Below are 13,357 nucleotides of genomic sequence, written 5' to 3'. Positions count from 1 at the left end.
TTTGATGTCTGTGTGGCCGGGGGTCAGGTGGCGGAGTGTCGATCTTCGGGGGCGTTCTCGCGTTGCTGATCGCGGTCGGCGTCGGCATGGGCGTCATCGCAATCCAGCCAGAAGGGGAAGAAGTTGAACCACTGTAACGGCGTCTTCTCGCATTGACGGGTCAGCCAGTCGACATAGCGGTGCATGGCGCTGTCGATCCATGCCGCACGATCCCGTCGGCTCAGTTCGCTGGTGTCGTCGAAGTGATCGAAATCGATCCGGTAGCTGGTGGCTTCGCGGAAGCAGCCGATGGTGTAGATCGGGCAGCGCAGCAGGCCAGCCAGCCAGAATGGCCCTTCCGGGAATCGTGCCGGATGGTCCAGAAACGGCAGCGTCCGGGCGCGTCCGCTATCGCTGATCGGCACCCGGTCGGCGGCGATGACGACGAAGCCGCCCTCGGCAATTCTGCGACCCAGCTGCATCGCCGTCGAGGGCGTGATCTCGCTGACTTCGATGATCTCTGGCGGATTCTCGCGATGGGTCGAGCGCGCCAGTACCTCGTCGAACTGCTTGGCGTTACGCGTATGCATCAGCAGTGTCGCCTGGAAGTCATCCTGCATGTCGCTCATGGCGGTACAGATCTCCATGTTGCCGACATGGGAGACGAGCATGATGCCCCCGCGTCCACCCACGACCGCCTGGCGAAAACGCTCACGCGTGTCGCCCTCGAAGCTGAGCGCCGGTGGAATGCCGCTCCAGGCATCGATCTTGTCCATCAGACTCTGTCCGAAACTGCGGAAATGGCGCAGGCTCAGCCAGGTCAGATGGCCGGGTGCATGACCATGCCGGTGCTGCCACAGCCGGGTCAGGTAGGTATGGGACGCACGTCGATGCAGACCGTGGGCGATATAGTAGTAGACGATCACCAGCGTCAGCATGATCTGAAACGGCAGACGGCCCAGTTTGCGGCGGATCCAGACCATGGTGCGGACGCCACGGGCAGTGCCGGTTTCGCGAATTCTCGACCAGTGATTGGGATTGCTGCTGACCGGTGTCATGAAAGCGTTTCCTGGCGGCGGCTCAAGAGATGGGGAAGGCGTCGGCACATGCCGATCACGAGACGGAAATGCATGCGGGCGAGCAGAACGTTGTCTCGCCACAGCTTGAAATGGGAGACGCCGTCGATCGGATAGCGAACCCGTACCGGCAGATTGGCGATGGCGCCCCCCCACCAGTGCCAGCGCACCGGTAGCTCGCTGTCGAACTCCATGCGGTCGCCGCAGGGTTGTTCGGCGACCAATCGATTGACGGCGGAAACCGGGTAGAGCTTGACCCCGCACATGGTATCGCGAAGATCGAAAGAGAGCGTTGCCAGCCACACCAGCGAATGGGTGATATAGCGGGAATAGAATCGATGTCGTGGCACGCTGGCGTCGAAACGTGGATAGCCGATCTTCAGCACCTCGTCGTCGGCACCAAGCCCCTCGACGAAAGGAGGAAGGTCGGTGGCTTCGTGCTGGCCGTCGGCATCCACCTGGAGCACGTGAGTCAGCCCGCGCTCGGCAGCCCGCGCCAGTCCGGCTCTCACGGCGGCGCCCTTGCCACGATTGACCGGCAACCTGACCAGATCCACCGTGTCCGACTCGGCCAGGTTTTCCAGCACCTCGGCGCAGTGCGCGTCGCTACCGTCGTCGACCAGAATGAACGGCAGGCTCAGCAGCCGGAGCCGCTCCAGCGTGTGGCCGATGGCCTCGGCATGGTTATAGACGGGAACCAGAACCGCGACACGGGCGCTGTTGTCGTTCGACATCCGCTACCTCTCCCACTCTTGCCGGGTCACCAGGGCGATGCGCCCGGTGACGTGCTTTCCGCGCTGGCTATCGCAGTCGATGCGCAGGCTCTCGTTCGCGTCGCCGTGACGATGATCGAGCGTCATCTCGAAGCGGTCGCCGGGCAGCAGGGGCTGGGGAAATCGCAGGCGTTCGAGCCCGGCAAAATCGGATCTCAGCGCGAACAGTCGGCGCGCCTGCTGCATCGCCCATTGCACCAGGGCAATACCTGGCAGCACAGGCTGGCCGTCGAAGTGTCCATCGACGAAAGCGCAGCGCTCCGGAACTTCCAGCGTGATCTTCCAGCCGTTTTGGTGCGGATGCTCGCCCAGCCAGCGCGGCGCGCGTCGGTCCTCCAGATCCCGGAACAGACGCTGGCGGATCTCGGCGCTCAACTTGCCCTGGGTGTTGGTGGGCCAGTGATCCACGAAGCGCCAGTAACGAGGTAGCGCCGGCGTTTCGAAATGCGCGGCAAGCGCCCGTCGCAGCCGTTTTACCATGGCTCGATGGTGGCGGTGGTCGTGGGGCATCGTGCCCGGCGTCAGCTGGATGACCGCGGCCAGACGCAGTTCTCGCCGCTGCAGTGTCCAGGTTCGTGCTCGCTCGACGCCCGGAAGTGTGGCAAGCGCCCGATCCATCGCTGTCAGCGAGATCCGCTTGCCGCCGATCTTGACGATGCGATCGGCTCGGCCCAGCAGCTCGAATCCGGCTTCTGTCAGCGCGATCCTGTCGGCCTGACGCTGCCACTGATCCGGCGACGCCAGATGGCGCGAGCGCAGCCACAGGCGGTTGTCCTCGTCATGGCGCACGTCGACGCCGGGAAGGGCGATCCAGTCCGGGCCGTGTCGTTGAATGCGCCAGGCGATGCCGCCGGTCTCGGAGCTGCCGTAGACCTCGTGAACGGGCTTGCCGAGCAGCTCATGGACCTGATCGCTGGCACCTTTCGAGAGTGGCGCGCCGGAGCTGTAGATCGTCTCCAGCGCGGCGCTCACCGGTTTCCAGTCGAGCGCCTCGGGCAGGCGTGACAGCGCGGGTGGGGCGCTGACGAGGATGATCCGACGCCCCGCCGTCCGGCTGCTCTGCAGCCAGGTACGCAGGGTTTCCGGGTAGCGGCAGGTCTGTGCCGCGAATGGGCTCGCCTCGCACAGTGGACGCAGAATCGAGAACAGCAGCCCGTAGATGTGCTGATGACTGACCTGGCTGACCACCAGCTGCGACCGAAGGGGCCAGAGTGATGCCTGGGTGGCGAGTTCGGCATCCAGTTGATCGAAGCGCTTGTCCAGTCTCTGCGGCTCGCCGCTGGAGCCGGAGGTGTAGAGCGAAACGGCGATGTCGGGCAGTGACCGCGAGGACCAGCGAGGGGGGCGACTCGGCAGTTCTGTCGGCGCGTCGTCTTCATGCGCCGGGGGGGGTGCTCCCAGTGCGACACCCGTAGCACGCAGGTTCGCCAGTGTCTCCGGCTGATTATCCGCCGGCAGTACGACCCGCTCGCCGCGTTCCCAGATTGCGATCAGGGCCGCGCTGAATTCGATCGGGTCCGGCTCGAAGAGCCGCCAGATGCCGCTCTCGTTGGGTGTGTCGAGCAGATGTTGCTGCCACGCCCCGATTCGCGCGTGCCACTCGCCGACGGTGAACCAGCGTGCTGGCGCAGCGCCCGCCGGGGGGATCCAGGCAAAGACCTCTGCCGCTGAACGATGACGCCAGGGGCGTTCGGTCAATTCACGAAACGTCATGACGCGCCTTTTCTTCATGATGACCGCCCTGAAGGGCTCCGTCCCGGTGTTCTTCCGCCCGACGTTTGACCCGTTGGCGAATACACCATTCGCCCAGGAACATGGCGAGCATGAGCCCATAGACGATCCCGCCGTTGTACCACGCCCAGACATCGAGATCGGCATGGATCGCGGTCGCCAGGGCGACACTGCCGTTGAGCACGAAGAACACGCACCAGGCCTGGGTGACCCGACGGGTATAGCGCACGGCGTGGGGCGGCAGATCCGGCTCCTGGCGGCGGGCGAAACGCTCGATCAGCGTGGGCGGATGGCGCAGCCCGTGGGCGAAGACCAGCAGTAGCGCGAGATTCACCACGACCGGCCACAGCCGAAGGCCGAGCTCCGCGCTGTCGGTGGCCATCAGCACCAGGGTCAGTGGCAGCAGAACCCAGCCCCAGCGGCGCTGCCCCGCAGGCAGGCGCCACCAGGCGATGGCGGCAAGCGCGATCAGTAGTGGCCAGGCCCCGTAATGCGGCAGCAGAAAATGCACCACCAGCGGCCACAGCAGGCCCACGAAGCCCACGGCCAGCCAGAGAAGGCGATGGCGACCGGAGCTGATAGCTGACGACATCAAGACGCCCCCGGCTTCATTTCTGGCGACGCGATTCAACCAGGGCTGCCAAGCTTTTCAGGTTGGCAAAATGCTGGCGGGAGGACTCCGCTTCGGATTCCAGCGTAATGCCGTAGCGCTTCTGCAGCGCGAGACCCAGTTCGAGCGCGTCGATGGAGTCGAGCCCGAGTCCCTCGACGAACAACGGTTCGTCGCGGTCGATGTCATCGGGTGTGACATCTTCCAGCTCCAGAGTCTCGATGATCATCTCTTTGAGTTCGTGTTCCAGCGCTGTCGTTGTCATCTGTCTTGATCGTCCTTGTCATTCATTATCAATGGCTGACGCTCGATCCCGGTGTCGAGCGCGTTGCCGCAAACCTGCGGCGAAGGCGAGACTCTCATATCGGTATCCTGAGACGCCACCGCGATGCGCATGGCCTCTCAGGCCGCGGATCATGGCCGAACGGCTGGAAATTGCCAACTGCGACGACTCAAGGGGCAAGCCACGACCCGACGCCTGTCCATCAGCCAATCGATGATATCGAGGGGTTGCAGCGTCGCTGTCTCGAGCTCGAGCTCGACAGAGGTCTCCGAGAGTCGCCGGGCGCCGGGATTCGGATCTCGGCCCAGGCGAAGAACGACGGCGGCGGAAGACGACTCGGGAGCGTAGGCGGCGAAGCGCCGGGGAACGGGCTGGTCACTGAAGACGATGATGACACTGGGTTGGCCATCGGCGAGATAGCCGCGCGCCTCTGCCATCAGGGCCGCCCACTCGCCGCCGCTGGCGGCAACCGCTTGCTGGCTGCGCCGATTGCCGCTGGCAATGGAGTAGACCCCCACCGTGGCGTTGTGCACCGACAGTCCGAAACGTGCCGGCGACAGCGGCTCACCGTCGTTCAGACCGTACAGCATCTCCAGCGTTCGCTCGCCGTCGCCGTGACGTGAAGCGTGCAGCACGATGCTGTCGGCACCGGAATCGAGGGTCGCGAGCATGTCGCAAACCGCCCGTCCGAGCAGGTTGAGACGCCGTCGCAACATGGACGGTACGGCCGCGCCGGCAGGTTTTTCACGGGTGTCGAGGCGGCACTCCCCAGCGGTCTCCCGATGGGGCGTCCAGGCTCGCCAATCCTGTAGGTAAAGGTCCGTCATTGCGTCGTTTCAACGATCCGTATTGCCACAACTTTACGCATCATAACGGAAAAAGAAGCCCCAGGCGGTGCAAGCTTTATGCATTTTGAAGGGTAGCGCCCCTCACCAACAGGAGGGCGTCAAAGCGCCGAACCGGGGTCCGGCGCACCCTGGGAGGACGATCCCGAAGGCCCGACAAGCCTAACGCCGGTTTTCCCGACAGGACTTGATACAGATTAAATACTCGCGGGCAGCGGTCGAAAAACCGATCTACGGGCTCGGAAGCGTACGGTTCAGATACATGAGAGGCCGAAGCCGTGGAGATCGCGTCGCGTGGTTCAGCGGCTGCACGGATCGTCGAGCGGAGCCTCGCGCGGCCGGAAGCGACGGGAGATCGCGTCGATGGCGATGTTGAGCCCCGCGGTGACCAGCAGCAGGAAAAAGGCCTGATCGAACATCAGGTACTGGAAGCTCGAATCGATGTAGAAGCCCAGCGTCGCGACGCCCAGCATCCCGAGCAGGGCGGTCTCGCGCATGATGACTTCCGCACGATAGCAGATCAGCGCCAGCAGATTGGGGTAGAGCCGCGGCAGCAGTTCGTAGGCGTAGCGCCCGGAAGCCGGAAGATCCGCCATGCCGACCTTGATACCGTCAGCGTGGCGCGCCACCAGGAAGGCGATCAAGGCACCGTTATGCAGTGCCAGTGCCAGCCACGCCGGTAGCATCGAAGGTCCGAGCATCAGCAGAAAGATGAACGCCAGCATCAGCTCCGGCGTCGAGCGCAGCACGACCAGCATCAGTCGTCCGCCAATGCGCTGCCACGGACGACCGAAGTGGTGGCTGGCCAAGGGCCACAGCAGCAGGGCCAGTATCAGGCTGCCGACGGTCCCCATGAGTGCCAGCAGCAGCGTGTTGCCGACTGCCGGCAGCAGGTCGGGCAGACTGGCGAGCCAGGAGCCCAGCCCGACCAGATCTCCATCGAGTAGCGGTGCAGGCCATAGATCGTGGCTGACGAAGCGCCACAGCAGGTTGCCATCGACATCAGGCCATGGCCCGAGAAAGAACAGCGCGCCGATCAACAGCGGCAGCAGCAGGCGGCGATCTCCCCACCACTGCAAGGTGGCGACGAGCGCGTAGAAGATCCACAGCAGCGCGCCGGCTTCGGAGAAACGGCCCTCGCGGAAAGCGCTCTCGAGATAGAAGCCGAGCGTCGGCAGTCCGACGAAGCCGAGCAGCACGCTGGCTCGCATGGCACATTCGAACCGGTAGCGGGTATAGCTGGCGAGGCGCTCCCAGACCAGCGGCAGCTCGGCGTAGAGAAATCGGGACAGGCGATCGGTGCCGGCAGGCAGCGCATCGGTCGGGGATTTCGGCGCAAGTTCCAGAATCTCTGCATAGACTTTGGCGAAAATGCCGGCATAGGGAATCGCCAGCGCCGCGAGAGCGGTGATCGAGGAGAGCCCGAATACCTGAATGAACAGCAGCGCCCAGAACAGTTCGTGAATGGCGCGCACGAACGCGCAGAAGCTGCGTATCAGGCGTGAACGATGGAACAGCAGTGCCAGCGGAAAGCCCAGCATGGCACCGATGCAGGTCCCCCACAGCGCGACGCTCACGGTCAGCGCAATCGCGCGTAACGGGTTTTCCAACGCGAGGAAGTCAGGCCAGGCGAAGCCTTGGGCCATGCGCGATAATTCGCCCCAGGGATCGACGGCAATGATTCGCAGATCGGCGAAGGGCAGCAGCAGTAGACACAACCCGATCAGCGCCAGCGAACGGCGCGCGAGTGTCAATCCGGGGCTGTCACCCCGCAGCAGGCCGGGTGCTGCGCTCATGGCGAGGTCTCTAGCCTGGCCTCGCGGTCAGAATGTCCGGGGGGGCTGGTACCGGCATTTTTCCCGGCATCGGGGTAGAGCGCATCGAGCTGTGCGAGTGTCAGCTCGCGCGCCGGCGCGTCCAGCACGACGTGGCCGTCGCGCAGACCGATGATTCGGTCGAAATATTCCAGCGCCAACCGGTGCTGATGCAGCGCAATGATGCTGGAAGTGTGCCGTGCTTGAATGCGGTCCAGCAGCCGCAGCGCCTGATGAGGGTCGACGCTGGCCAGCGGCTCGTCACCAAGGAATATCTCGCGTCCCTGGAAGAAGGCTCTGGCGATCGCCACGCGCTGGCGCTGCCCACCCGAGAGCTGCGCTACCGGGCGGCGGAGCAGGCCTTCGAGACCCAGTTCGCGCGTCACGGCGTCGATGGCTTGCCACGCCTCGCGTCGGGGTTTCAGCAGGTTGACGAGGTTGGTCAGCGCGGCGTGGCGCTCCAGCTGCCCCATATAGACGTTGTGATACACCGACAATAGTGGCACCAGCCCGTGCCCCTGGGGACACCAGGCGGCAGCGTTGCCCAGGCGGCGGCGAATCTCGGCGAGCAGCGTCGACTTGCCGGCACCGCTCTGACCCAGTAGCGCCACGCGCTCGCCGGCTTCCAGCGATAGCGTCAGCCCTGGAAGCACGACCTGGGTTCCGTAACCCAGGTCGACGCTATCGAACGTCAGTAACGGCATGGAGCCTCAGCGCAGTACGCCGATGGATTTTCCCACCGACTCGATCGGGGCGTAGTCATCGTTGCTGGCGGGTATGAAGCCCGAGCGCGGAAAACTCTCCAGCAGCGCCGGGTCGGTCATGTCGAGCAGCGCCTTCTGCACTTTCTGGGTAAAGCCCTCGCCGTAACGCGCATCGGCGTCGCCGCGTATCGTCCACTGGTAATCCGGGTAGGTCGGCGACTCCCAGACCACTTCGACCTTGTCGGTATCGACGCGGCCTTCCTCGACGGCAGCCTGCCATACGGTGAAGTTGACGGCGCCGATGTCATAGGTGCCGGACTCGACCAGTGCGATGGTGCGAGAGTGATCGCCGGAGAATCCGACGCGGGAGAAGACCTCTTCAGGGGCCTTGTCGAAGCGCTGACGGATGAAATGTTCCGGCATCAGGCGTCCGGACGTCGAGGTCTTGGCGCCGAACGTGAAAGAGTGGCCGCTGACCGATTCCGGCAGTTCGTCCTGCTCCGGCTCGATGCCGGTCGCGGTATTGGCAATGAAGTAGCTCACGAACGCGGCGTCTTCCTTGCCCTGGGCGATGGCCTGCGACCCGGGCACCAGTTGGCGTGCCTGGACGCCCGACAGCCCGCCGAACCAGGCAAGCTGCACCTGATCGTTGCGAAAGGCGGTGACCGCGGCGCCGTAGGAGGTGACGGGAACGTACTCGACATCGACGCCGAGCTGCTCCGAGAGATAATCGGCCACCTTGGAGAAGCGCTCGACCAGGCGTGACTGGTCTTCATCGGGAATGGCAGTGAAGCGGAAGGTCTCGGCGGCATTGGCGGCCGAGCAGGCGACCAACAGAACCAGGGCAAGCAGCCAGCGCATGGGTTAAGGCCTCGATATTTTTGAAGGCGCTCATGATAACCGCTTTCCGGCTTGGGTTTTAAGCCGCGCGTTGGTTGTAGGCTGAAGCCGACACCGGGCCAGTCGACGGCCGAAGCCTTGCCGCCGTCACTTTTCCTTCGGCGGAAATTTGGTCGGCCGCAGGCTCTCCTTTATCGTCTTGAGATGGGGCAGGAACGACTCGCCGCGGCGGAGCGTCACACCGGTTGCCAGGACGTCGATCAACGCCATGTGGATCATGCGCGAGCTCATCGGCATGTAGACTTCGGTGTCTTCAGGCAGATCGACCGGCAGTATCTCGGTGCAGACCTCGGCCAGCGGCGAGCCGTCGCGAGTGATGCCGATGACCAGCGCACCGCTGTCACGCGCGACCTTGGCGACCTCGACCAGCTCGCGAGTACGCCCGGTATAGGAGATCACGACGATGACGTCGCCGGTATGGGACGCCGCCGCGATCATTCGCTGCATCAACACATCGTTGTAAGCGCCGACCGGTAGGTTGAAGCGAAAGAACTTGTTCTGCGCATCGAATGCGGCCGGCGCCGAAGCACCCAGGGCAAAGAAGCTGATCTGACGCGCCTGAGACAGATGGTCGACGATGCGTTCGATCCGCTTGGGATCGATCTGGCGGCGGGCGCCGTCCAGCGCGGCGATGGTCGCGCCGATGATCTTGTCGGTGTAGGCCGTCGCGTTATCGTCACTCTCGACACTGCGGCTGACGTAGGGCGTTCCGCCGGCCAGACTCTGGGCCAGCTGGATCTTGAAATCCGGATAGCCCTTAGTTTCGAAATTACGACAGAAACGGTTGACCGTGGGTTCGCTCACCGTGGCAGCCTGTGCCAGAGTGGCTATGCTCATGCCAATCGCCGCATTGGGGTCCTGGAGGATGACGTCGGCGACCTTGCGCTCCGAGCGATTCAGGTCGTCGACCCGCGAACGAATGCGGTCGATGAGATCGTGCATTGCCATGGTTGCGGGGCATCTCCTTGCGGCGGAATGACGGGTGATTCATGACACAAGCCCTGCATCCTAGCCTCTGGCGACAGCAGCGCCAAGCCGCGTCGGAACCGGGCCAGGCACGCTCGGTCATCTTTCGCGCGGTATACTGAGATGGTGGCGGTAATTTAGTTACGAAGTTGAATGTCAAACCATGCCTGGATGGCGTATTTTGTTCGTAAGTTAACGACTTTGGCGGAGGGAGGCAATGACTCGAGAGGCAACGCCCAACGTGGATCTGGCGCTGTTCGGTGCGCTTGGCGATCTGGCACTGCGCAAGCTCTACCCGGCGCTCTATCATCTGGATCGCGATGGTCTGCTGGGTACCGATACGCGCATTCTGGGACTGGCAAGGCGCGAGCACGACGCCGACAGTTTTCGCAGTGCGGTGCTCGCCACGCTCAAGAAGCGGATCAAGGGCAAGGAGCTGGAACAGGCGTGTCTTGATCGCTTTCTGGCGCGACTCGACTACACGCAACTCGATTTCGATACCGTCGACGGTTACGAGAAGATCAGGGACTGGCACGGCCAGAGCCCGGATTCCCAATGTCCGCTGACGATCTATCTGGCCGTGCCCGCGAGCATCTACGGCGCGATCTGCGCCAATCTCGAGCGCAGCGGCAGCCTGGACAGCGAATCGCGCGTGGTGGTCGAGAAGCCGATCGGTTACGACCTCGAGTCCTCGCACGAGATCAACGATGCCATCGGTGCCGTGTTCCCGGAATCTCGGATCTACCGCATGGATCACTATCTGGGCAAGGAAACGGTCCAGAACCTGATCGCGTTGCGTTTCGCCAACCCCATGTTCGGCAATCAGTGGAACCAGAGTCAGATCTCCCACGTCGAGATCACCGTGGCCGAGCAGGTGGGGATCGAAGGGCGCTGGGGCTATTTCGACAAGGCCGGCCAGCTGCGCGACATGGTTCAGAACCATCTTCTGCAGCTGTTGACCATGCTCGCCATGGATCCGCCGGCCAATCTCGATGCGGATGCCATTCGTGACGAGAAGGTCAAGGTGCTCAAGGCACTCAAGCCGCTGGAGGGCGAGGATCTCAACCGCCACGTGGTCCGCGGGCAGTACGTCGCCGGCACCATGGAAGGCGAGAGCGTGCCGGGCTATCTCGACGAAGAGGACGCCAATACGTCCAGCACCACCGAAACCTTCGTTGCGATGCGGCTCGAAGTGGCCAACTGGCGCTGGGCCGGGGTGCCGTTTTATCTGCGTACCGGCAAACGCATGCCGGAGAAGCTGTCGCAGATCGTGATCCACTTCCGTCAGCAGCCTCACTACATCTTCGATCCGGACCAGCGCAATCTCGCCGCCAACAAGCTGGTGATCCGGCTGCAGCCGGAGGAAGGCATTGCGCTGCAGGTACTGACCAAGGACGGCGGGCTCGACAAGGGCATGCGTCTGCGCCCCGGTCCGCTGCATCTGGATTTCAATCACGCCTTTCCCAAGGAGCGGATTCCTGACGCCTACGAGCGCCTGCTGCTAGAAGTGATGAAGGGGCAGCAGTACCTGTTCGTGCGCCGCGACGAGGTCGAATACGCCTGGAAATGGGTCGATCAACTGATCGCCGGTTGGGAAAAGCGCGATATCCCGCCGCGTCGCTATCCGGCGGGCTCCTGGGGGCCCGTGGCTTCGATCGCGATGATCACGCAGGACGGTCGTTCCTGGTATGAAGACTACTGAGAACGCCCGCGAGCAGATCGGCGCGCAGCTGGCCGTCGCCGCCGCTCAGGCATTGACGGCGGATCTCGCCAGCCAGCCACGGGCGCTGCTGGTCGTCTCCGGGGGCTCGACACCGCTACCGTTCTTGCAGCGGCTTGCCGAACAGCCGCTGGACTGGTCGCGGGTCGATATCACGCTGGCCGATGAGCGCTGGGTGGCAGAGAGCCATCCGGACAGCAACGCGCGCCTGATTCGGGACACGTTGCTGGTCGGGCCGGCCGCTGCCGCGACCTTTCATTCGCTGACAACGTCCGATGCGACGCCGGAGCAGGGCGTGGCGGCAGTTGCCGCTCGCCTGGCAACGTTACCGTGGCCGGCCAGTCTGGTCGTGCTGGGCATGGGCAACGATGGGCATACGGCATCACTATTCCCCGACAGCGGCGAGCTCTCGTTGGCCTTGAGCACCGATGACAGCGTCGTCGCCGTTAGAGCGCCCAGCGTCTCCCAGCCGCGCATCACGTTGAGCGCGGCCCGCCTGCACGATGCCCGTCGTCACGCGCTGCATCTGGTCGGTGATGCCAAGAAGGCGGTGCTGGCCCAGGCTCTCAGTGGCGACGATGCTCGCGAGCTGCCGATTCGAGCCTTCCTGACCTGCCCGTTGACCCTCTATTGGGCGCCTTAGCGCCGCTCGCGGCTGCCCGATTCCCGTGCCTGATCGAAGCCGGGAGAGGCGCCGAAACCCTTCAAAGGAGCCATCTCGATATGTCATCCGAACAACGACTGCCTCAGTCTCATATCGATCGCCTGGATGCGATCTGTCGCTCCAGCGCCATCATTCCCGTGCTGGTCATCGAACGTCTCGAGCATGCCGTCCCGCTGGCCAAGGCACTGGTCGACGGCGGTCTCGACGTTCTCGAGATCACCTTGCGCACCGACTGTGCGGTCGATGCGATCAAGCGCATTCGAGAAGCCCTGCCGGACGCGATCGTCGGCGCAGGCACCGTGCTCAGTATCGACCAGTATCGGATTTCCGAGGAGCTCGGCGTCGACTTCGTGGTCACGCCCGGCACCACCCCGGCGCTGTTCGAGTACGGGATCGCCAGCGATGTGCCGCTGTTGCCGGGCGTCGCCACCGTCTCCGAAGTCGTCACCGGCTGGGAGTATGGCTATCGCCGTTTCAAGTTCTTCCCGGCAGAATCCAACGGCGGCGCCAAGGCACTGAAGTCCTTCGGCGGCCCGCTGCCGGAGGCGCAGTTCTGCCCCACCGGCGGCGTCACCGTGGACAACGCCGCCGACTATCTGGCACTGCCCAACGTGATGTGCGTCGGCGGCTCCTGGATGGCGCCGAAGTCGCTGATCGACAACGAGGACTGGGCAGGAATCACCGAACTGACAAGAGCCGCGACGCAGCGCTATCCACGCTGAACGCGGTTCGGTCTCGTCATACCGGAAGGCGCCGTCCACGGCGCCTTTTCGTGTTTTCAGGGTTTCAATCCGGCAGCGCCGAGGTGGGCGATGCAAAGGCGGGCATCAGTTCCGCTCGATTGCCGTCGCCACGCCCTGACCGCCACCGATACAGAGTGTCGCCAGGCCGCGTTTGGCGTCGCGGCGTTGCATCTCGTACAACAGCGTTACCAGAATGCGCGCGCCGGAGGCGCCAATCGGATGCCCCAGGGCGATGGCACCGCCGTTGACGTTGACCTTGTCCTGGCTCCAGCCCAGATCCTGGGCTACGGCCAGCGTCTGGGCAGCGAACGCCTCGTTGGCCTCGATCAGGTCCAGGTCGTCGATCTTCCAGCCGGCCCGTCTCAGGCAGCGTCGGGTCGCCGGTACCGGCCCGATACCCATGGTCGCCGGATCGACGGCGGCATTGGCGTAGGCACGGAGGGTCGCCAGGATTGGAAGACCGAGCTTCGCGGCCCGCTCGGCACTCATGATCAGCAGGGCGGCGGCGCCATCGTTGAGCGATGAGGCGTTGCCGGCGGTCACGCTGCC

The 13,357-nt window shown here is 64.0% G+C and carries 14 protein-coding genes; 3 read left to right on the top strand and 11 right to left on the bottom strand.

The window, feature by feature from the left end; genetic code table 11:
• Nucleotides 1-23: 23 nt before the first annotated feature.
• From BTW07_RS00070 to hexR, 10 genes are all read right to left on the bottom strand, one after another.
• Entirely contained in the window at nt 24-1,037 is a 1,014-nt protein-coding gene (locus tag BTW07_RS00070; RefSeq protein ID WP_075568114.1) for an LpxL/LpxP family acyltransferase, read from the bottom strand.
• A complete protein-coding gene (locus tag BTW07_RS00065) occupies nt 1,034-1,789 on the bottom strand; it encodes a glycosyltransferase family 2 protein (RefSeq protein WP_075568113.1) in 756 nt (251 codons plus the stop codon). The genes BTW07_RS00070 and BTW07_RS00065 overlap by 4 nt, the downstream gene beginning before the upstream one ends.
• Nucleotides 1,790-1,792: 3 nt before the next feature.
• Nucleotides 1,793-3,541 carry an ApeI family dehydratase gene (locus BTW07_RS00060; RefSeq protein WP_075568112.1) on the bottom strand — a complete coding sequence of 583 codons (1,749 nt, stop codon included), beginning with the start codon at nt 3,539-3,541 and terminating at the stop codon, nt 1,793-1,795.
• Nucleotides 3,528-4,151, bottom strand: a complete 624-nt coding sequence (locus BTW07_RS00055) for a COG4648 family protein (protein ID WP_075568111.1) — start codon at nt 4,149-4,151, stop codon at nt 3,528-3,530. Before BTW07_RS00055 ends, BTW07_RS00060 begins: the two co-directional genes overlap by 14 nt.
• A 16-nt stretch (nt 4,152-4,167) precedes the next feature.
• The gene (locus BTW07_RS00050; RefSeq protein WP_075568110.1) at nt 4,168-4,434 is read right to left on the bottom strand and encodes a phosphopantetheine-binding protein; all 267 of its coding nucleotides are present in this window, start codon (nt 4,432-4,434) and stop codon (nt 4,168-4,170) included.
• A 149-nt stretch (nt 4,435-4,583) separates the two neighbouring features.
• Nucleotides 4,584-5,279, bottom strand: a complete 696-nt coding sequence (locus tag BTW07_RS00045) for a beta-ketoacyl synthase chain length factor (protein ID WP_075568109.1) — start codon at nt 5,277-5,279, stop codon at nt 4,584-4,586.
• 317 nt (nt 5,280-5,596) lie between these two features.
• A complete protein-coding gene (locus BTW07_RS00040; RefSeq protein ID WP_075568108.1) occupies nt 5,597-7,093 on the bottom strand; it encodes a PhnE/PtxC family ABC transporter permease in 1,497 nt (498 codons plus the stop codon).
• Nucleotides 7,090-7,815 carry an ATP-binding cassette domain-containing protein gene (locus BTW07_RS00035; protein WP_075568107.1) on the bottom strand — a complete coding sequence of 242 codons (726 nt, stop codon included), beginning with the start codon at nt 7,813-7,815 and terminating at the stop codon, nt 7,090-7,092. The genes BTW07_RS00040 and BTW07_RS00035 overlap by 4 nt, the downstream gene beginning before the upstream one ends.
• A 6-nt stretch (nt 7,816-7,821) precedes the next feature.
• Complete coding sequence (locus tag BTW07_RS00030; RefSeq protein ID WP_075568106.1) at nt 7,822-8,676, bottom strand: putative selenate ABC transporter substrate-binding protein; 855 nt, start codon at nt 8,674-8,676, stop codon at nt 7,822-7,824.
• Nucleotides 8,677-8,802: 126 nt separating this feature from the next.
• Nucleotides 8,803-9,663: a transcriptional regulator HexR gene (hexR, locus tag BTW07_RS00025; protein WP_075568105.1), complete on the bottom strand. Its 861-nt coding sequence runs from the start codon at nt 9,661-9,663 to the stop codon at nt 8,803-8,805.
• 235 nt (nt 9,664-9,898) lie between these two features.
• Between hexR and zwf the strand changes: the two genes are divergently transcribed.
• From zwf to BTW07_RS00010, 3 genes are all read left to right on the top strand, one after another.
• Entirely contained in the window at nt 9,899-11,383 is a 1,485-nt protein-coding gene (gene zwf / locus BTW07_RS00020; protein WP_075568104.1) for a glucose-6-phosphate dehydrogenase, read from the top strand.
• On the top strand, nt 11,370-12,044 hold the full coding sequence (gene pgl, locus BTW07_RS00015) for a 6-phosphogluconolactonase (protein WP_075568103.1): 675 nt from the start codon (nt 11,370-11,372) through the stop codon (nt 12,042-12,044). Before zwf ends, pgl begins: the two co-directional genes overlap by 14 nt.
• Before the next feature lie 80 nt (nt 12,045-12,124).
• Nucleotides 12,125-12,787 carry a bifunctional 4-hydroxy-2-oxoglutarate aldolase/2-dehydro-3-deoxy-phosphogluconate aldolase gene (locus tag BTW07_RS00010; protein ID WP_075568102.1) on the top strand — a complete coding sequence of 221 codons (663 nt, stop codon included), beginning with the start codon at nt 12,125-12,127 and terminating at the stop codon, nt 12,785-12,787.
• 105 nt (nt 12,788-12,892) lie between these two features.
• On the opposite strand, the gene BTW07_RS00005 is transcribed toward BTW07_RS00010, so the two are convergent.
• Nucleotides 12,893-13,357 (bottom strand): acetyl-CoA C-acetyltransferase (locus BTW07_RS00005; protein ID WP_482822357.1); only part of this gene is annotated, 465 nt, incomplete at its 5' end.

The organism is Salinicola socius, assembly GCF_001937195.1.
Taxonomy (GTDB): Bacteria; Pseudomonadota; Gammaproteobacteria; order Pseudomonadales; family Halomonadaceae; genus Salinicola; species Salinicola socius.
The sequence above is the reverse complement of the archived record's forward strand: the minus strand, read 5'-3'. Positions and strand labels throughout refer to the sequence as shown.

What these genes read in the sequence shown, in the direction of transcription:
- BTW07_RS00050 (WP_075568110.1), bottom strand. Translation starts at nt 4,434, where the DNA reads ATGACAACGACAGCGCTGGAACACGAACTCAAAGAGATGATCATCGAG.
- hexR (WP_075568105.1), bottom strand. Translation starts at nt 9,663, where the DNA reads ATGGCAATGCACGATCTCATCGACCGCATTCGTTCGCGGGTCGACGAC.
- BTW07_RS00055 (WP_075568111.1), bottom strand. Translation starts at nt 4,151, where the DNA reads ATGTCGTCAGCTATCAGCTCCGGTCGCCATCGCCTTCTCTGGCTGGCC.
- BTW07_RS00035 (WP_075568107.1), bottom strand. Translation starts at nt 7,815, where the DNA reads ATGCCGTTACTGACGTTCGATAGCGTCGACCTGGGTTACGGAACCCAG.
- BTW07_RS00040 (WP_075568108.1), bottom strand. Translation starts at nt 7,093, where the DNA reads ATGAGCGCAGCACCCGGCCTGCTGCGGGGTGACAGCCCCGGATTGACA.
- zwf (WP_075568104.1), top strand. Translation starts at nt 9,899, where the DNA reads ATGACTCGAGAGGCAACGCCCAACGTGGATCTGGCGCTGTTCGGTGCG.
- pgl (WP_075568103.1), top strand. Translation starts at nt 11,370, where the DNA reads ATGAAGACTACTGAGAACGCCCGCGAGCAGATCGGCGCGCAGCTGGCC.
- BTW07_RS00065 (WP_075568113.1), bottom strand. Translation starts at nt 1,789, where the DNA reads ATGTCGAACGACAACAGCGCCCGTGTCGCGGTTCTGGTTCCCGTCTAT.
- BTW07_RS00045 (WP_075568109.1), bottom strand. Translation starts at nt 5,279, where the DNA reads ATGACGGACCTTTACCTACAGGATTGGCGAGCCTGGACGCCCCATCGG.
- BTW07_RS00010 (WP_075568102.1), top strand. Translation starts at nt 12,125, where the DNA reads ATGTCATCCGAACAACGACTGCCTCAGTCTCATATCGATCGCCTGGAT.
- BTW07_RS00030 (WP_075568106.1), bottom strand. Translation starts at nt 8,676, where the DNA reads ATGCGCTGGCTGCTTGCCCTGGTTCTGTTGGTCGCCTGCTCGGCCGCC.
- BTW07_RS00060 (WP_075568112.1), bottom strand. Translation starts at nt 3,541, where the DNA reads ATGACGTTTCGTGAATTGACCGAACGCCCCTGGCGTCATCGTTCAGCG.
- BTW07_RS00070 (WP_075568114.1), bottom strand. Translation starts at nt 1,037, where the DNA reads ATGACACCGGTCAGCAGCAATCCCAATCACTGGTCGAGAATTCGCGAA.